At 61.9% G+C, this 16,576-nt stretch carries 17 protein-coding genes and 1 pseudogene; 8 read left to right on the top strand and 10 right to left on the bottom strand.

What is annotated here, in order from left to right; translation table 11 throughout:
- The first annotated feature begins 55 nt into the window (after positions 1-55).
- Positions 56-445: a tautomerase family protein gene (locus ABI546_RS19225; protein ID WP_348049209.1), complete on the top strand. Its 390-nt coding sequence runs from the start codon at positions 56-58 to the stop codon at positions 443-445.
- On the opposite strand, the gene ABI546_RS19220 is transcribed toward ABI546_RS19225, so the two are convergent.
- Positions 442-1,332: an alpha/beta hydrolase gene (locus tag ABI546_RS19220; RefSeq protein WP_348049207.1), complete on the bottom strand. Its 891-nt coding sequence runs from the start codon at positions 1,330-1,332 to the stop codon at positions 442-444. The two genes, ABI546_RS19225 and ABI546_RS19220, sit on opposite strands and share 4 nt — an antisense overlap.
- 176 nt (positions 1,333-1,508) lie before the next feature.
- On the opposite strand from ABI546_RS19220, the gene ABI546_RS19215 reads away from it, so the two are divergent.
- The 4 genes from ABI546_RS19215 to ABI546_RS19200 all read left to right on the top strand — a co-directional run bounded on the left by ABI546_RS19215 (position 1,509) and on the right by ABI546_RS19200 (position 5,555).
- Positions 1,509-2,189: a GntR family transcriptional regulator gene (locus ABI546_RS19215; protein ID WP_348049205.1), complete on the top strand. Its 681-nt coding sequence runs from the start codon at positions 1,509-1,511 to the stop codon at positions 2,187-2,189.
- A gap of 33 nt (positions 2,190-2,222) precedes the next feature.
- Complete coding sequence (locus tag ABI546_RS19210) at positions 2,223-3,104, top strand: phytanoyl-CoA dioxygenase family protein (protein WP_348049203.1); 882 nt, start codon at positions 2,223-2,225, stop codon at positions 3,102-3,104.
- Positions 3,105-3,202: 98 nt separating this feature from the next.
- The gene (locus ABI546_RS19205; protein ID WP_348049201.1) at positions 3,203-4,561 is read left to right on the top strand and encodes a Gfo/Idh/MocA family oxidoreductase; all 1,359 of its coding nucleotides are present in this window, start codon (positions 3,203-3,205) and stop codon (positions 4,559-4,561) included.
- Between the two features lie 97 nt (positions 4,562-4,658).
- Positions 4,659-5,555, top strand: a complete 897-nt coding sequence (locus tag ABI546_RS19200; protein WP_348049199.1) for an NAD(P)-dependent oxidoreductase — start codon at positions 4,659-4,661, stop codon at positions 5,553-5,555.
- Between the two features lie 5 nt (positions 5,556-5,560).
- Here ABI546_RS19200 and ABI546_RS19195 read toward each other — a convergent pair whose 3' ends face one another.
- The 3 genes from ABI546_RS19195 to orn form a co-directional block, all read right to left on the bottom strand.
- The gene (locus ABI546_RS19195) at positions 5,561-6,472 is read right to left on the bottom strand and encodes a proline dehydrogenase family protein (protein ID WP_348049197.1); all 912 of its coding nucleotides are present in this window, start codon (positions 6,470-6,472) and stop codon (positions 5,561-5,563) included.
- Positions 6,473-6,871: 399 nt separating this feature from the next.
- Positions 6,872-8,827 carry a DEAD/DEAH box helicase gene (locus tag ABI546_RS19190; RefSeq protein WP_348049195.1) on the bottom strand — a complete coding sequence of 652 codons (1,956 nt, stop codon included), beginning with the start codon at positions 8,825-8,827 and terminating at the stop codon, positions 6,872-6,874.
- A 381-nt stretch (positions 8,828-9,208) separates the two neighbouring features.
- Positions 9,209-9,772, bottom strand: coding sequence for an oligoribonuclease (gene orn, locus ABI546_RS19185; protein ID WP_348049193.1), 564 nt, complete (start codon positions 9,770-9,772; stop codon positions 9,209-9,211).
- 35 nt (positions 9,773-9,807) lie between these two features.
- Between orn and ABI546_RS19180 the strand changes: the two genes are divergently transcribed.
- From ABI546_RS19180 to rsgA, 3 genes are read left to right on the top strand one after another with little or no spacing between them, the layout of a single operon-like run.
- Positions 9,808-11,097 carry a M48 family metallopeptidase gene (locus ABI546_RS19180; RefSeq protein WP_348049191.1) on the top strand — a complete coding sequence of 430 codons (1,290 nt, stop codon included), beginning with the start codon at positions 9,808-9,810 and terminating at the stop codon, positions 11,095-11,097.
- On the top strand, positions 11,094-11,414 hold the full coding sequence (locus ABI546_RS19175) for a 4a-hydroxytetrahydrobiopterin dehydratase (RefSeq protein ID WP_348049189.1): 321 nt from the start codon (positions 11,094-11,096) through the stop codon (positions 11,412-11,414). The genes ABI546_RS19180 and ABI546_RS19175 overlap by 4 nt, the downstream gene beginning before the upstream one ends.
- Positions 11,411-12,373, top strand: a complete 963-nt coding sequence (gene rsgA / locus ABI546_RS19170) for a ribosome small subunit-dependent GTPase A (RefSeq protein WP_348049187.1) — start codon at positions 11,411-11,413, stop codon at positions 12,371-12,373. Before ABI546_RS19175 ends, rsgA begins: the two co-directional genes overlap by 4 nt.
- Before the next feature lie 7 nt (positions 12,374-12,380).
- Here the strand turns inward: rsgA and ABI546_RS19165 are convergent, their stop codons facing one another.
- The 6 genes and pseudogenes from ABI546_RS19165 to rpsP all read right to left on the bottom strand — a co-directional run.
- Complete coding sequence (locus ABI546_RS19165; protein WP_348049185.1) at positions 12,381-13,409, bottom strand: CobD/CbiB family protein; 1,029 nt, start codon at positions 13,407-13,409, stop codon at positions 12,381-12,383.
- A 291-nt stretch (positions 13,410-13,700) separates the two neighbouring features.
- Positions 13,701-14,408 carry a CoA pyrophosphatase gene (locus ABI546_RS19160; protein WP_348049183.1) on the bottom strand — a complete coding sequence of 236 codons (708 nt, stop codon included), beginning with the start codon at positions 14,406-14,408 and terminating at the stop codon, positions 13,701-13,703.
- A 66-nt stretch (positions 14,409-14,474) separates the two neighbouring features.
- Positions 14,475-14,840: a 50S ribosomal protein L19 gene (gene rplS, locus ABI546_RS19155; protein WP_077595343.1), complete on the bottom strand. Its 366-nt coding sequence runs from the start codon at positions 14,838-14,840 to the stop codon at positions 14,475-14,477.
- Between the two features lie 131 nt (positions 14,841-14,971).
- Positions 14,972-15,751, bottom strand: coding sequence for a tRNA (guanosine(37)-N1)-methyltransferase TrmD (trmD, locus tag ABI546_RS19150; RefSeq protein ID WP_348049181.1), 780 nt, complete (start codon positions 15,749-15,751; stop codon positions 14,972-14,974).
- A gap of 59 nt (positions 15,752-15,810) precedes the next feature.
- Positions 15,811-16,419, bottom strand: a complete 609-nt coding sequence (rimM, locus tag ABI546_RS19145; RefSeq protein WP_348049179.1) for a ribosome maturation factor RimM — start codon at positions 16,417-16,419, stop codon at positions 15,811-15,813.
- Positions 16,420-16,443: 24 nt separating this feature from the next.
- Positions 16,444-16,576 (bottom strand): annotated as a pseudogene (gene rpsP / locus ABI546_RS19140) (30S ribosomal protein S16); the annotation flags it as partial.

The raw sequence follows: 16,576 nt of genomic DNA, 5'->3' as shown, positions 1-16,576 counted from the left end.
ACCCGGCAGCCGCTGCGCGAGAATAGGGCCTTGTCCCGAATTAATCGAGCCCCCCGTGCCCACAGCCGCCATTGAAGTCCGCCGCCCCTATTCCGGCGCAGAAGAAGCCGCCCTCCTGGACGCCGTCCAGGAGGCGCTCGTTACTGCGCTGAAGGTGCCGCACTGGACGACCTCCATCCGGCTTTTTGTCCATGAGCCGCAGCGCTTTCGCGCGCCGCCCGACAAGGGGGAGCGCTACACGCTGGTCACAATTGACTGCTTTGCAGGGCGGTCCATCGCGACCAAACGCGCGCTGTACCAGGCTATCTTGCAAAAGCTCGGGCTGTGCGGCATTCCGGCAGACCACGTGAAAGTGCTGCTGCGCGAGGAACCGCGCGAGAACTGGGCCATCCGCGGCGGGCTACCGGCCTCGGATGTGGTGCTGGAGTACGACGTCAATATTTAACGCCCGGTACGCGCCAGCAGCTGCAAAGCCAGCTGGTGCAAGCGCTGCGAAGGTTCAGTCAACGCCTCAAGGATGCTGAAATGGTTGCGTCCAAGATGGGATTCGCAAACCGGCACGGCATCGGCCCCCCAAGCTTGCTGGATCAACACGTTTTGCCGCAGAAACTCTGCACTTTCGTCGGCGCCCGCCACGCTGTACAAGCTGCCGCGGCTTGGCGCCGGCAGCAGGGCCGGGCTGGCCTTGCGCACCTGTTCCGCCGTGAGTTTCAGGGAGTCCTTGAGGAAGGGCGTGTGGCGCATCGGTTCGAGGTCATACAGCCCTGAAATTGACAACGCATTTTTCAGCAAATCCGCCGGCAGGTCACGAGCAAAGGCCTTCCAGTCGCACGCCATCAGCATGGCAGCCAGATGCCCGCCGGCCGAATGGCCCACCACCGTGATGCGCGACGGGTCTCCGCCGTAATGCGCAATGTGGCGCCAGGTCCAGGCCAGCGCCGCCACCATCTGCAGGGTGATGTGGGGAATGGTGACTGCGGGGCACAGCGCGTAGTTGGGCACCACGACGCAGGCGCCTGCCTGCGTGAAGGCCGGAGCCACGAACGAATGGTCGGCCTTGTCGAGAGAGCGCCAGTACCCGCCGTGAATGAACACCAGCACCGGCGCACCGCCCCGGCCGCGGGCACCACTCGCGGCGCCAAAGCCATCCGCAGGAAACACGTCCAGCATTTCACCCGCACGGTTGCCATAGGGAATGTCGAGCTGGCAGGGCACGCGTTTGCGAACGGCCTGGGAGCTTTCGGCCCAGCGCGCGAAGTACAGCGCATGGTCCGCCACCAGCGCCCGGTTGTTGTACATGCGGTCAAGCCAGGCGGGATCGGGCTGGGACATGGTGTTGGCTCCTGGAAATATCAAAGGGTTTAGCGGGTTAGCGGGCTAGCGGGCTAGCGGGTAAACGGGTTTAACGGCTGCCATCTTGGCACAGCCCGCCCGACAGCAAACATTACGGGTAAACCCGAGAGTGCATTTGGTTCGCCGCCTGTATTCTGTATACAGAGTACAACCCTATGCAACTGATTAAAATCGAATCCGCTCCTGACCTGGTCGACCAGGTCTACCGCAGCCTGCTGGACGCCATCAGCGAAGGCTCGCTGGCGCCGGGCGCCCGCATCATGCAGGAAGATCTTGCGGCCCAACTCTCGGTGTCGCGCCAACCGGTGCTGCAGGCCCTGCGTCTTTTGAAAAAAGACGGCTTTGTGCTGGACGCCCCCGGACGCGGCGTGCTGGTCGCACCGCTGGACGTAGCCTGGCTGGTGCAGATTTACCAAGTGCGCAGCGCGCTGGATGCGCTGGCTGCCCGGCTGGCTGCGCAAGGCCATACCCAACTTGATCCGCAATTGATCCGGCAAGGCCGAAAAGCCGCGCGCGGCCATGATGTCAAGGCCATGATGGCAGCCGACGCGGCGTTTCATGCGGCCATTTACGCTGCCTCAGGCAACCCGCTGATCGCCCAGAGCGCGCAACTGCACTGGCACCACATCCGCCGCGCCATGGGCGCGGTGCTGCAGGTCTCGACGATGCGTGAGTCCATCTGGGATGAGCACGAAGCTATCGCCCAGGCCATTGCCGCCGGTGACGCAACGCAGGCCGAAGCGCTGATTCGCGAGCACGGCGAAGAAGCCGGCCACAACCTGGCAGCGCTGCTGTCCAGCGCCCTGGCCCAGCCCGCCGCTTCGACGGCCCTCTGAAACATTCCGAACAACCACCGAAGGAGACACGCGATGAGACTGAGCCCCGAACAACTCGCCCAATTCGACCGCGACGGCTACCTGTTTTTCCCTGGCCTCTTCACGCCGGAAGAAACCCGCGGACTCAATGAGGCCGTGCCCGAGCTCTACAGCCGGCGCGAAGACTACAACGTGCGTGAAAAAGGCAAGGACGCCGTGCGCACCAACTTCGCCGCGCACATGTACAGCGAGCCCTTCGCGCGGCTTGCGCGGCACCCACGCATGATCGAGCCGGTGGAAGATTTGCTGGGCGAAAAGCTCTACATGCACCAGTTCAAGATCAACGGCAAGATGGCGTTTGAAGGCGACGTCTGGCAGTGGCACCAGGACTACGGCACCTGGCTGAACGACGACATGATGCCGACCGAGCGCGCGATGAACGTGGCCATCTTCATGGACGACGTGACGGAGCACAACGGCCCGCTGATGTTCATTCCCGGAAGCCACAAAAAAGGCGTGGTTGATGCCAAACACGACCTCACCACCACCAGCTACCCGCTCTGGACGGTGGACAACGACCTGATACGCCAGCTGGTGCAGCGCGCCGGCGGCAAAGAAGGCGGCATCGTCAGCCCCAAGGGCCCGGCCGGCTCGATGATTTTGTTCCACTCCTGCCTGGTCCATGCCTCGGGCAGCAACCTCTCGCCCTTCAACCGGGTGAGCGTATACCTGAGCCTGTGCGCGGTCAGCAACCACATCCGCCGCCACAAGCGCCCCGAATACATCGCGCACCGCGACTTCACGCCTATCACTTGCCTGCCCGACGACTGCTTGCTCAAAGACTACCCGGTGGATTTGCCGTGGAAGGACGGCGTGCCCGCGAGCGCGCTGCAGACCTCGATGGAAGAAATCGCGCCGGAGCGCAAGGCAGCCTGAACATCTCCCCCCGTTCGGGCTGAGGTATCGAAGCCCCCCGTACGCGGGGAAGCACTTCGACAGGCTCAGTGCGAACGGAGTCACACACACAAAGCCCCATGAACCTTTACACCAAACTCCAGCAACGCGCAGCCGAAGGCAAGCCAGTCCGCATCGGCCTCATAGGCGCCGGCAAATTCGGCTCCATGTACCTGGCACAAATCCCTCGAACGCCGGGTGTGCACCTGGTGGCGATTGCGGATCTGTCGCCCGATGCAGCGCGTGTCAATCTCGCCCGTGTGGGATGGAATACGGCCCTGACCGAGGCGGAATCAGCGCAAGCAGCTATCAAAACAGGAGCAACCTGGATCACCGACGACTGGCAGGCGGTGGTTACGCATCCGCAGATCGACATCATTGTGGAATGCACCGGCAACCCGATCGCCGCGGTGGACCATTGCCTGAAGGCCTTTGCGCACGGCAAGCATGTGGTCAACGTCACGGTAGAAGCCGATGCTTTTTGTGGTCCGCTGCTGGCGCGCAAGGCGGCCGAGGCTGGCGTGGTTTACTCACTGGCTTTTGGTGACCAACCGGCGCTGATTTGCGACCTGGTGGACTGGGCGCGCACCTGCGGCTTTCCGGTGGTGGCAGCGGGCCGCGGGCACAAATGGCTGCCGCATTTTTGCGAGTCAACGCCCGAGACGGTGTGGGGCAACTACGGCCTCACGCCCGAGCAGGCCGCGCGCGGCGGGCTCAACCCGAAGATGTTCAACAGTTTTCTCGACGGCTCCAAGCCGTCCATTGAATCAACCGCCGTGGCAAACGCCACAGGTCTCACGGTGCCCAGCAACGGCCTGCTCTACCCGCCGGCCAGCGTCGAAGACATTCCCTACGTCACAAGGCCCATCAGCGAAGGCGGTGTGCTCGAGCGCAAAGGCATGGTCGAAGTGATTTCGTCGCTGGAAGCCAACGGCCGCAAGATTCCCTACGACATCCGCATGGGCGTCTGGGTCACGGTCGAAGCCGAAACCGACTACATCAAGAACTGCTTTGAGGAATACAACGCCCACACCGACCCGAGCGGGCGCTACTTCACCCTGTACAAACGCTGGCACCTGATCGGGCTCGAAGTCGGTGTGTCGGTGGCCAGTGTGGCGCTGCGCGGTGAACCCACCGGTGTCGCGACATGCTGGAACGCCGACGTGGTGGCCACCGCCAAACGCGACCTGAAGCCCGGCGACATGCTGGACGGCGAAGGCGGCTACACCGTCTGGGGCAAGCTGCTGCCGGCAGACACCTCGATGACCATGGGCGGGCTGCCGCTGGGCCTGGCGCACAACGTCAAGGTCGTGCGCGCCGTCAAGAAGGGTCAGAGCCTGAGCTGGGCCGATGTGGCGATGGACACATCAACCCACGCCTACAAAGTGCGGCAGGAAATGGAAAGCATGTTTGCGCCGGCGTTGAAAAAAGCTGCGTAAAAAGTGGCGCCGACTGCCACCTAGAAAGCTGGCTGACAGCCTTCTCGCGCGATGGTGCTTCATGATGGCTTCAAGCCATCACGCACGAGGACACTGTATGACCACCGCCAGCACCGCGCCCCTTCCCCGCATCGCCTTCCTCGGCACGGGCGTCATGGGGTTGCCCATGGCCGCGCGCCTGTGCGAGGCAGGCTACTCAGTGCAGGCATGGAATCGCACGCCGGACAAGGCCGGCCCGCTGGCGGTGCTGGGCGCCACTGTTCATGCACGAGCCAGCGCCGCAGTCACCACAGCCGACGTCGTTATCAGCATGCTTGAAAGCGGTCCGGTGGTGGAAGACGTGCTGTTCACACAAGGCGTGGCCGCCGCGATGAAACCGGGCGCGCTCTTTCTCGACATGGCCTCCATCCAGCCCCGCGAGGCACGCGACCATGCAGCGCGTTTGGGTGCGTTGGGCATCTCCCATGTGGATGCCCCCGTATCAGGCGGCCCGGGCGGCGCGCAAAGCGGCACGTTGGCCATCATGGCCGGCGGCAAGGCAGATGATTTCGCCCGCGCCCTGCCGGTGCTCAAGCTTCTGGGCCACGCCGTTCATGTCGGCCCGCACGGCAGCGGCCAGCTCACCAAGCTGGCCAACCAGATGATTGTGGGCATCACGATTGGCGCGGTGGCCGAGGCGCTGCTGTTCACCGCACGCGGCGGGGCCGACATGGCCAAGGTCAAGGAAGCCATCACCGGCGGCTTTGCCGACAGCCGTGTGCTGCAGCTGCACGGCCAACGCATGCTGGAGCGCGACTTTGCGCCGCGCGCGCGCATGGACATCCAGCTCAAGGACATGCGCAATGCGCTGGCTACAGCACAAGAGATCGGTTTTGAGGCGCCCGTCACCACGCTGTTTGAGCGGCTTTATGCCGAGGGCGTGGAGAACGGCCTGACCGACCTCGACCAGTCGGCGCTGTTTGTCGAGCTGGCCAGCCGCAACGGCATGAGCTGAACCTCTCAGCAGGTCAACAGGGCGCGCAACAAATAACCCGCCATCCGCGGATTTTCCTTGATGCGCCGCATGCTGTAGCCGTACCAGTCCTTGCCGTAGGGAACGTAGATGCGCACAGCGTAACCTTCGGTGAGCAGGCGATCGCGCAGGCTTTCTCTCACGCCGAGCAGCATCTGAAACTCAAACGCCGTCTGGGCTACCAGTCGGCTGCGCGCCAATGTAATCACCTGGTCAACAAGCGCCTCGTCATGCGTCGCGACGCCGACGAAGGTGCCGCTATCGAAGCAACGCGCGACATGGCGCAAAAAATGCGGGTTGATCGCGCCACGGTCGTCCAAGGCGCCCTCCACGAGAAGGTCAGGCTTCTCGACATAAATACCTTTGCAGATGCGCAGGTTTTCGCCCGTGCCAAGCAAGGGAGCGATGTCGCCGTCGGTACGCTTCAGGTAGGCCTGCAGCACGAGGCCCACATTGTTGTATCCGCGGCGCTTCAAGCGCAACAGCAAGTCGATCTCGTGCTGCGTACAGCTCGCATCCTCCATATCGATGCGCACAAAAATGGAATGCGCCTCGGCTGCGTTGAGCAGACGTGCCAGGTTGTGCTCGCAATGGGTTGCGTCGAGCAACAGGCCAAGTGCGGTCGGCTTGACCGAGATATTGGCGCGCAACCCGTCGCGTGCGATCGCTTCGAGCACCTGGAGGTATTCACCGGTCGTATGGTCGGCTTGAGACAGCGATTCGGTGCTTTCTCCAAGGACATCGACAGTTGCGCAGAAGCCGGCGGCGTTGAGCGCGGCAACGCGCTCGGTCGCCTCGGCCACGGTATCGCCGGCGATATAACGGCGCGAGACCTTACGGATCAGCGCGCGCGGCGCCAGCGAAATGGCCGGAGCCAGCAAGGTATTGAACAAGGACATGACAGTTTCCAAAGAAAAGAAAAGATGAACACGACCGCGAGTACGACGTGGAATCGTCGTGAGTCGAAAGGATGGTCGTGATCTGGCACACCGGCCGGGATCAAATCCAGCGGGTGCGGACAGTGCCTCTGCAGTGCGTCAGGACGGATGCCCAAGCGCACGGCGGAAGCAATGTTTCAGTTCTTTGAAAGAGGAGGCCAGGCGGCTGCGTGCATGTCGATTTTTCTTGCGCGGCGCCGGACTGCCGGCGACGCCACCGCATCATAACGTCCGGGCAGCGGTGCGATGGTGGCGGACATGCTGGCCCGCCCACGGACTCGATGCCCGACGCGGAAAAGAAAAAGCCGCTGCGACCTGGTGTCTGCAGCGGCTTTTGTCGGGTTCGCGATGGCTGAAAATTTAGTCACGCGCAGGCTTGGAAAACTTGCCGGCCTTCTTGGCGGAGTCGCGGGGCACAAACACCTTGCCTGCGGGTTTGGCAAAGCCACCTGGCTTGCGATTGGCGAAGTCAGGGCGCGGTGCAAAACCTTCGTTGCGGGCACCGAAGTTGCGGTCACCACCACGGTCTTCACGCGGCGCGAAGCCGGTGTTGTTGCCGCCACCAAAGCCACGGTCATCCTGGCGGCGCGGGCCACGGTCATTGAAACCGGAACGATCGCCGTAACCACCCTGTGGTCCAGGAGCACGCCCCTGGAAGGGCGCGCGGTCATCACCACGGTCATTCTGGCGAGGAGCACCGAAGCCGCCACCGCCAGCACCACCGCCGAAACCACCTGCACCACCACCACCGAAACCACCTGCAGGCTTGCGGCCGGCATAGCCACCACGATCACCGCCGCCGAAGCTGCGGCCACCGCGGTCGCCGCGATCACCACCGAAGTTGCCGCGTGGGCGATCGGAAGTCGGGGCGAAACGCTGCTGCGGCTCGAGGCCGGCGATCACGCTGGGCTTGAGGTTTTGCTGCATGTAGTGCTCGATGTCCTGGATCTTGCGGCGGTCGCGGAACTCGGCGATCGTGAAGGCCTGGCCTTCGCGCCCGGCACGGCCGGTGCGGCCGATGCGGTGCACATAATCCTCAGCCTTCATTGGCAGGCCGTAGTTGATCACGTGGGTGATCGTGGGCACATCGAGGCCGCGGGCGGCCACGTCGGTTGCCACCAGGATCTGCACGCGGCCGTCACGAAAAGCCATCAGGCGGCGATTGCGCAGGCCCTGGCCCAGCGCACCGTGCAGCGCCACGGCGCTGAAGCCTTCTTGCACCAGATCATTGGCCAGGCCATCACATTCAACCTGGGTGCTCGCAAACACGATGGCCTGGTTGATGGTGGTGTCACGCAACATGTGGTCCAGCAGCTTGCGCTTATGGGTCATGTTGTCTGCCCACAGCAGGGACTGCGTGATGGACGCATGCTTTTCATGTGGCGAATCAATCTCGACACGCTGCGGCTGGCGCATCACGCGCGTGGCCAGCTGCATGATGCGCGGCGCGAAGGTGGCGCTGAACATCATGGTCTGCTTGCGCTCGATGGTGAGCTGGTTGACTTCGGTCAGGTCGTCGGCAAAGCCGAGGTCCAGCATGCGGTCGGCTTCGTCAACCACCAGGAATTGCACCTGGTCGAGCTTGATCTGCATGCTGCGCTGCAAATCGAGCAGACGGCCGGGCGTGGCCACGACGAGGTCGGCGTTTTGCAGCTTGGCAATTTGCAACTGGTAAGGAATACCGCCAACGACGTTGGCAATGCGCAGGCCGCGGCAATGGCGGACCAGGTCAATCGCGTCGGCGCAGACCTGCTGGGCCAATTCGCGCGTTGGGCACAAAATCAGCGCGCCAGGCGTGGCGGCCTTGAAGTTGCGCGGGCTGGTTGGATCCTTGCGCTTGGGCTTTTTCAGTGGGGCTTCGCCGCGGGCGACGGCTTCGGCGCTCAGGCGTTCGAACTCGGAACGCTCAAAACGCTCGGCTTCTTCCTGCTGTTTGAGCAGGGTGTGCAACACGGGCAGCAGGAAAGCTGCGGTTTTGCCGCTACCGGTCTGGCTGGAGACCAGCAAGTCGGTGAATTTGGCTTTGGGGTCGGCCTTGACGTCCTGGTCCAGGGCCTGCATGGCCTTGGGGATAGTGGCCATTTGCACGGACGTCGGCTGGGTAAATCCCATGTCGGCGACGGCTTGCAGGAGTGCCTTGGCCAAGCCCAGCTTCACGAAACCGTTGGGTTCCGGAGCAACGGCTTCCAGGGAGGTTGCGGCGGCCGAGGGCTCGTCCGAAGAAAAGTCCGGAATCACGTGGATCACGGCTTCAATAGGGGTATCAACAGTTGCATCGGGCAAAACGTCGCCACGAGCCTCAAAAGAGTCAGTCATGTTTTTTCTCACTAATCACCTGTCCGCAACGCTTTTGGCGAGGGAACAGGAAACTTCACCGCCGCGATGCGGAGGATTCGTTCATGGTTAATAAAACATCAACCATCAAACGAATATGCGGTTCAAGCAGCAGAAATGTGCCCGAAGCGGTGACTCCGTTATTGGAGTCAAAAGTGTGAGGTAGATGTACAAATGCAGAGCACCCAGTGCACTGCAAGCCCATGATTATAGCGCGGTTTGCGGGTTTCTACCAGTCCCCTGCTCAACCGGGGGCCTTGCAGCTTGCCCGCGCCAGCCTCTGCCATCCGGATTCGCTATCATTTCAATAGCTGCTTGCGCACGTCCCACCTGGACAAAACGCCAAAATGGCTTAAATAAAGCTCACTTCAGGAAGTGTTGCCGGTAGTGCTCAAGTTCGTCGATCGACTCGTGCACATCGGCCAGGGCAGTGTGGCTCTGGCGCTTTTTGAACGCGCTGTAGACCTCGGGACTCCAGCGTTTGGCCAGTTCCTTGAAGGTGCTGACGTCAACGTTGCGGTAATGCAGGAAGGCTTCAAGCTTGGGCATGTACTTGACCAGGAAGCGCCTGTCCTGGCTGATGGTGTTGCCGCACAGAGGTGATACGCCCTTGGGAACATATTGGGCCAAAAAAGCCAGTATCTGCGCCTCTGCATCCGCTTCGGTCACCGTGGTCGCCTTGACCTTGTCGATCAGGCCGCTTCGCCCGTGGGTGCCTTTGTTCCAGTTGTCCATCTGGTCCAGCAACTCGTCGGACTGATGGATTGCCAGAACGGGCCCCTCGATGCGCGGCGTGAGTTGCGGGCCCGTGACGATGACGGCGATTTCGATCAGGCGCTCTTTTTCCGGGTCGAGGCCGGTCATTTCGCAGTCCAGCCAGACGAGGTTCTGGTCGGATTTTTTAAGTGTGGATTCAGTTTCGGACATCTTGCGATTCTCGCTGATCGCCTAAACTGCCAGCCATGACCGACTATTCGCTTGTTTTCACCGGGGTGTTTTCCGCCTTCCTGGTGCTGGGGCTGCTCACAAAGTTCTATCTCGCTTCGCGGCAAATTCGCCATGTAGCGCGAAACCGCAACCGGGTCCCTGACGCTTTTGCCGCCACGATTACGCTGCAGGCGCACCAGAAGGCAGCCGACTACACCATCGCCAAGGCACGCTTTGGCATGCTGGAGATGGCCTTCGGCGCCGCAGTGCTGCTGGGCTGGACGCTGCTCGGCGGCATTGATGCGCTGAACCAGGCAATAGCCAGCTCTGGCCTGGCCGCGTACGGCGTGCTGGTACCGCAGCTGGCTCTGCTGGCCGTTTTTGGCCTGATCAGCGGAGTGCTCGACCTGCCGTTCACCCTTTACAGCACCTTCCGCATTGAAGAGCGTTTCGGCTTCAACAAGATGACACTCAAGCTCTGGCTGGCCGACCTGCTGAAGTCGACGCTGGTGGGTGTGGTGATTGGCCTGCCCATCGTGGCGCTCATCCTGTGGCTGATGGGCAGCGCTGGAAGCCTTTGGTGGCTGTGGGCCTGGGGGGCGTGGATGGGTTTCAACCTGCTCGTGCTGGTGCTCTACCCCACCGTTGTGGCGCCGATGTTCAACAAATTCCAGCCGCTGGAAGATGAAGCGCTGAAAACCCGCGTGACCAGCCTGATGCAACGCTGCGGCTTTGCGGCGAAGGGCCTCTTCGTGATGGATGGCAGCAAACGGTCGGCCCACGCCAACGCCTACTTTACCGGCTTCGGCGCGGCCAAACGCGTGGTGTTCTACGACACCCTGCTCAAACAGCTCAACCCCGGTGAAGTGGACGCCGTGCTCGCGCATGAGCTCGGGCATTTCAAGCACAAGCACATCGTCAAGCGCATCATCTCGATGTTTGCGATGAGCCTGGCCGGCTTTGCGCTGCTGGGCTGGCTGTCGTCGCAGGTCTGGTTCTATACCGGCCTCGGCGTGCGCCCGAACATGGCGGGCGCCAACGACGCACTGGCCTTGTTGCTCTTTTTGCTGGTGGTGCCGCTCTTCAGCTTCTTCATCTCTCCGGTCTTCGCCCAGTTCTCGCGCAAGCATGAGTTCGAGGCCGACGCCTATGCCGTAGCCCAGACAGATGGCAAGGATTTGCAGAGCGCCTTGCTCAAGCTCTACCAGGACAATGCCAGCACCCTCACGCCCGATCCGGTGTTTGTGAAGTTCTACTATTCCCACCCCCCGGCCTCCGAGCGGTTGGGCCGCATGATCCCTTCCGTTGAAAGTGCCACCGCATGAGCAACCCGATTCACCAAAACCGCCGGGCGCTGAGCGCGACTGAAATCGTCACCCAGCTCAGCAAGCTCAACGGGGAGCAGGCGTTAGGCTGGCGCCTGATTGAAGGCTCTCTCGAAAAAACGTTCACCTTTCAGAATTTTTACGAAACGATCGCCTTCGTCAACGCGCTGGCCTTTATCGCCAATGCCGAAGACCATCACCCCGACCTTGCCCTGAGTTACGGGAAATGCACGGTGCGTTTCAATACACACGACGTCAACGGCGTCTCCATCAGCGATTTTTTCTGCGCGTCGAAGGTTGACGCCTTGCTGGCTTGAGCAAACCGGCACGCCCCGCCGCGCCCCCAATCGGGGGCACGTTGCCGGGGCTGGTAGTGGCCGGATTCGGCCGCCATGTGCTGGTCGAAACCGACACCGGTGAACGCCTTATCTGCCACCCGCGCGGCAAAAAAAGCCAGGCGGTGGTGGGCGACCGCATCCGCTGGCTGCCCTCCGAAGACGAAGGCACCATCGAGAAAATCGAAGAGCGTCGCAACCTGTTTTACCGGCAGGATGAGATGCGCACCAAGTCCTTTGCCGCCAACCTCGACCAGGTGTTGATTCTGATTGCGGCCGAACCCGAATTCTCGGAAAGCCAGCTGACCCGCGCCTTGATCGCCGCCGAAGCCGAAGGCATTCCACCCGTCATCGCGCTCAACAAAAGCGACCTGGGCGAGCCTTTCACCCGCGCTTGGGCCAAGCTGGCGCCTTATCGGACCATGGGCTATCACATGCTCTCGCTCGCGATCAAACCCAAGTCGACCGAGTCGCCCGTGAACGAGGGGCAGGCCGCGGAACTGCTGGATCTGCTGCGCGGCAAGAAAACGCTGGTGCTAGGGCCTTCGGGTGCAGGCAAAAGCAGCCTGACCAACCTGCTGGTGCCGCAGGCCAAGGTGTTGACGGCGGAGATCTCGCAGGCGTTGAACTCGGGCAAACACACGACGACAAGCACCACGCTCTACTGGATCGACGAGGCCAGGGCCAGCGCGTTGATTGACTCACCGGGCTTCCAGGAATTCGGCCTCAACCATATCGAGCCCACGCAATTGGCAAACCTGATGCCCGACTTCAAGGCTCATGCGCAGGATTGCAAGTTCTACAACTGCACGCACCTGCATGAACCCGGCTGCGGTGTGATCGCGGAAGTCAATGCGACCGGCCATCCGAGCAGCATCAGCGCCAGCCGTTATCGTTTGTACGGCGAGCTATTCGCCGAGCTGTCACAGAGCCGCTACTGAGGACGGCTCAGCCCAGCAGGCGCGCCAGGGTCAGCAGTGCCAGCAAGACCATCCACAACACGACCGAACGCCATACCAGGCCCACAATGCTTCGAAGGTGGGCCACTTCGGGCTCCCGGCCGGGCGTGGCCTCTGTGGCAATGCCGTCTTCCGCATCAAGCCCACCGGCCTGGAAACTTTGTGAGGTATCCGCTGAAAACGTGGTCTTGAGCGCTTCGCCGCCAAGGCGCACGTTCACGGCACCCGAGGTAGCGGCCAGGATGATCCCGTCGTTGCGGTTTTCAGAGGCCGCGGGCGCAGTGGCCGGGAAGCGCTGCGCGTAATTGCGCCAGGCGTCGATGGCATCCTCAAAACTGCCGACCACCGCAAACCCGAGCGAAGTGACACGGGCGGGCACAAAATCAATCACGCCCCAGGCGCGGCTTGCGGCAAGCTGCAAGGCCATGCTGGCACCCTCGCCAGCCGCGGCGGCTGTTTTCCTTTTATAAGCCCAGTAGCGCGAAACAAACTCGCTCATGCGGTAGAGCACAGCGCCCGCAGGCCCCAGCCCCAGGGCGGCGAGCACCGAAAACCAGCCCAGCACGCCGAACACATGGCGGTGCGCAGCCAGCACCGAATATTCAATGACGTGGCGGACGATTTCGCTGCGCGGAAGCTCGCTCGCATCGACCTGGCGCCACTGTGCCAAGAGCTCGCGCGCCGTTGTTTCGTCGCCGTCATCCAGCGCGTCGCGTATGTCCGTGAAGTAGTGGCTGAATTGCCGAAAGCCCAGCGTGACATACAGGATCGCCACGCTCCACGCAAAAGCCAGCACAGGGTTGACGGTCCAGAGCAGCCAGTGAATCAGGAAGGTAACCAGCGCCGGCACCAGCACGGCGACTGTCCATGCAATCCAGCCATGGTGCGGTTTGCCGGCATCCAGGCTGCGGTTGGTCCAACGAGCCCAGCCACGAAAGCCGGCATGTATCCAGTTGCCGCGCGCCAGCGGTCGGGCTTGTTCGATGATGAGTGCAAACAAAACGGCAAAAAAGCTCATGCAAGAATCATACTGCCCCCACGGTCGCTCACTGCGTGTAGCTCCCTGCCCCCCCGAGGGGGCCGCCCGCCCTCCGGCCCGGCGAAGCCGGTTCCGGGGCTCATGCTGGCATGAAGAGTCCGATACAACAACCAATCCGCGAGGTATTCACCAGTGGGGGTCGAGGGTCCGGCTCCGCCGGCCCCAGGCGCCGCCCCCTTGAGGGGGGAACAAGCTACACGTAGTGAGCTTGGACAGGGGTGCATCACTTTTGGGGGAACAGGCTACACGAAGTGAGCCTGGACGGGGGTGTTAGGCAATCAAGAAGCGGTAGAGGTTGCGCAGCATGCCGGCTGTTGCGCCCCAGATATAGCGCTCCCTGGCCTCGTTCCCGTCGCCTTCCACGGCAGGGTCGGAATAAGGCATGGAAAGCCATTGGCGTATAGCGCCATCGAACGCCATTTCGTGGCGGCGATGATTGGCCGGGTTCATCAGGTAGCCCAGCGGCACTTCGAAAACATCCGCGACTTCACCGGGGTTGGGTTGCAGCACGAAGCCCGGCCTGACCAGCGCCACAACCGGTGTGATGATGAAAGCAGTTCCGGTGACATAGGTCGGCAAGGTGCCCAGCACCTCCACATGATCGCGCGGCAAACCAACCTCTTCGTGCGCTTCCCGCAGCGCGGTATCCACTGCATCGCGGTCGGTCTCGTCCGTGCGGCCGCCCGGCAAGGCAACCTGGCCCGAGTGCGTGGACAGGTTGGTGGTCCGTTCCGTCAGCAGCAGCGTCAACTCATCCCGCATGATGAGCGGAATCAGCACAGCGGCCAGCGCAGGCGCACGGTCGGTGAACTTCTTTTCAACACTGTGTTCGGGCGTCCAGACGGGCGGGTGCCGAAAGCGCTGGCGCAGGGCCTCGGGAGAAAGGTGCGCCGAAGGGACGCCGGCCAGATGGTCATCAATACCCAGCACCGGGATGCTGCGGGGGTCAAACTTCGGCAGGGGCCGGGTGTGGTTCATGGAATGAGAGATTAGCAGGCAAAAAAAAGCCGCTCGGCAGAGCGGCTTTTCAGGGCGGAGGTGCTTTTAGGCAGCCTTGGCGCCCAGTTTTTCCTTGATACGTGCGGATTTGCCGCTGCGGCTACGCAGGTAGTACAGCTTGGCACGGCGCACATCACCGCGGCGCTTGACTTCAATCTTCGCGATCAGCGGGCTGTAAACCTGGAACGTACGTTCCACGCCTTCGCCGTTCGAGATCTTGCGAACGATGAAGCTGGAATTGAGGCCGCGATTGCGCTTGGCAATCACCACACCTTCAAAAGCCTGCACACGTTTACGCGTACCTTCAACCACATTGACGCTCACGATCACGGTGTCACCGGGAGCGTAAACAGGAATGGTTTTGTTCAAGCGGGCAATTTCTTCCTGCTCGAGGGTCTGGATCAGATTCATGATTTTTCCATCTAACTTTTTCGCTCATACACGCGCTACGCTAAAGACCGCAAATCCATGGATTCATCCGCAGATGATTCAGATGGTTGCAGTGGCCGCCAGAGGATCGAAAACTCTTTGATTATAGCAAGTCAGGCATCTTTGTCCGGGTTTTCGACCAGATCGGCCAGAAAAACCTCATCGCTCTCGCTCAGTTTTCCGTGCCCCCTGGCGATTTGCACCAATTCGGGGCGCTGCAGCTGGGTCAGGGCCAGACGACGCTCCCGTCGCCAGCGCTCAATGTGGGCATGGTTGCCGGACAGCAGGGTTGAGGGCACGGGCTGGCCACGCCAGCTTTCTGGACGCGTGTAATGGGGGCAGTCGAGCAGACCGTCGAGCGCGGGATTAAAGCTGTCCAACTGATGGCTGCCCTCGTCGTTGAGCACGCCGGGCTGAAGACGGGCCACCGCATCGAGCAGGGCCATGGCAGCAATTTCCCCGCCCGACAGCACAAAGTCGCCCAGGCTGATCTGCAAGTCGACATGGGTCTGGATGAAGCGTTGGTCAAGCCCTTCATAGCGTCCGCAAATCAGCACTGCACCGGGGCTGGCCGACCAGCCTTCGACACCCGCATGGTCCAGCACCTTGCCGACGGGAGAAAAAAGCACTGTGGACGCCTTGGGCGCCCCGCAGGAGGCGCGATCGGCCTGGATTTTTTCCAGGCACAGCGCGAGAGGCTCGGCCATCATCACCATGCCCGGGCCGCCGCCAAAAGGGCGATCGTCCACGCGGCGGTAGTTGCCGTCAGCAAAGTCCCGCGGGTTCCAGAGTTTGACGTCGACCAGACCCGACTCGTAGGCGCGGCGGGTCACGCCGCTCACCAGGAATGGCGCAAAAATCTCGGGGAAAAGGGTGATGATGTCAAAGCGCATGAGGCTATTGTGTGCGAGCCGCGCGCTACAGGGCAATCTGCCCGTCAGGGCCGCAAAAATCAGTAGTCAGGCTGCCAGTCAACGGTGATGCATTTGCCGGCAATATCGACCTTGTCGACATAGACGGCGACAAACGGAATCATGCGTTCGGCGGTCACGCTGGTGCCGTCTTCCTGCTGGGCGGTGTACTCCACGCACAGCACCGAATGGGGGCCGGTGGTCATCAGGTCGCGAACCAGCCCCAGGGCCACGCCTTCGCGGTTGACGACGTTGAGGCCGATCAGGTCAACCCAGTAGTACTCGTCTTTGGATGCGGCGGGAAAGCTGCTGCGCGGCAAAAAGATACGGGCGCCACGCAAAGCCTCGGCAGCATTGCGGTCATCCAGGCCGGCAAATTTGGCGACAACGGAATCAGAGTGGACTTTGGCCTCGTCCACGCTCAGTGAAACGGTGCCGGAAAACACGGTGAACCCTGGGCGGAATTTGGCGTCGGGCGCCTGCAAAAACCAGGATTTGGCCGCAAAAAGCGCTTCTGGATCGGTGCTGTGCGGCAGGATTTTCACCCAGCCCTTGACACCCCATGCATCCAGGATGCGCCCGACTTCGATGGCGTCGTCCGGCAGGCTTGAGGGTGTCAAGCCAGCGGACGGCTGAAGGCCGGGCTGCATCAAATCTCTAAATCAGACCGGTTTTCAGGCCGTTTTGGCAGCAGCCGTAGCACCTTGCTTGACCAGGCGCTCAACGGTAGGCGATGGTTGTGCGCCAACGCTGATCCAGTGGGTCAGACGGTCTTGCGCAATGCGCAGGCCTTCTTCGCCACCTTTG

It is taken from the genome of Polaromonas sp. (assembly GCF_039932935.1).
Lineage (GTDB): Bacteria > Pseudomonadota > Gammaproteobacteria > Burkholderiales > Burkholderiaceae_C > Polaromonas.
Note: the sequence above shows the minus strand (reverse complement) of the source record. Positions and strands in the feature narration are given on the sequence as shown.

What these genes read in the sequence shown, in the direction of transcription:
- orn (WP_348049193.1), bottom strand. Translation starts at nt 9,772, where the DNA reads ATGTCCGAAACTGAATCCACACTTAAAAAATCCGACCAGAACCTCGTC.
- ABI546_RS19220 (WP_348049207.1), bottom strand. Translation starts at nt 1,332, where the DNA reads ATGTCCCAGCCCGATCCCGCCTGGCTTGACCGCATGTACAACAACCGG.
- ABI546_RS19200 (WP_348049199.1), top strand. Translation starts at nt 4,659, where the DNA reads ATGACCACCGCCAGCACCGCGCCCCTTCCCCGCATCGCCTTCCTCGGC.
- ABI546_RS19210 (WP_348049203.1), top strand. Translation starts at nt 2,223, where the DNA reads ATGAGACTGAGCCCCGAACAACTCGCCCAATTCGACCGCGACGGCTAC.
- ABI546_RS19215 (WP_348049205.1), top strand. Translation starts at nt 1,509, where the DNA reads ATGCAACTGATTAAAATCGAATCCGCTCCTGACCTGGTCGACCAGGTC.
- ABI546_RS19190 (WP_348049195.1), bottom strand. Translation starts at nt 8,827, where the DNA reads ATGACTGACTCTTTTGAGGCTCGTGGCGACGTTTTGCCCGATGCAACT.
- ABI546_RS19180 (WP_348049191.1), top strand. Translation starts at nt 9,808, where the DNA reads ATGACCGACTATTCGCTTGTTTTCACCGGGGTGTTTTCCGCCTTCCTG.
- ABI546_RS19205 (WP_348049201.1), top strand. Translation starts at nt 3,203, where the DNA reads ATGAACCTTTACACCAAACTCCAGCAACGCGCAGCCGAAGGCAAGCCA.
- ABI546_RS19160 (WP_348049183.1), bottom strand. Translation starts at nt 14,408, where the DNA reads ATGAACCACACCCGGCCCCTGCCGAAGTTTGACCCCCGCAGCATCCCG.
- trmD (WP_348049181.1), bottom strand. Translation starts at nt 15,751, where the DNA reads ATGCGCTTTGACATCATCACCCTTTTCCCCGAGATTTTTGCGCCATTC.
- ABI546_RS19195 (WP_348049197.1), bottom strand. Translation starts at nt 6,472, where the DNA reads ATGTCCTTGTTCAATACCTTGCTGGCTCCGGCCATTTCGCTGGCGCCG.
- ABI546_RS19165 (WP_348049185.1), bottom strand. Translation starts at nt 13,409, where the DNA reads ATGAGCTTTTTTGCCGTTTTGTTTGCACTCATCATCGAACAAGCCCGA.
- rplS (WP_077595343.1), bottom strand. Translation starts at nt 14,840, where the DNA reads ATGAATCTGATCCAGACCCTCGAGCAGGAAGAAATTGCCCGCTTGAAC.
- rimM (WP_348049179.1), bottom strand. Translation starts at nt 16,419, where the DNA reads ATGCAGCCCGGCCTTCAGCCGTCCGCTGGCTTGACACCCTCAAGCCTG.
- ABI546_RS19175 (WP_348049189.1), top strand. Translation starts at nt 11,094, where the DNA reads ATGAGCAACCCGATTCACCAAAACCGCCGGGCGCTGAGCGCGACTGAA.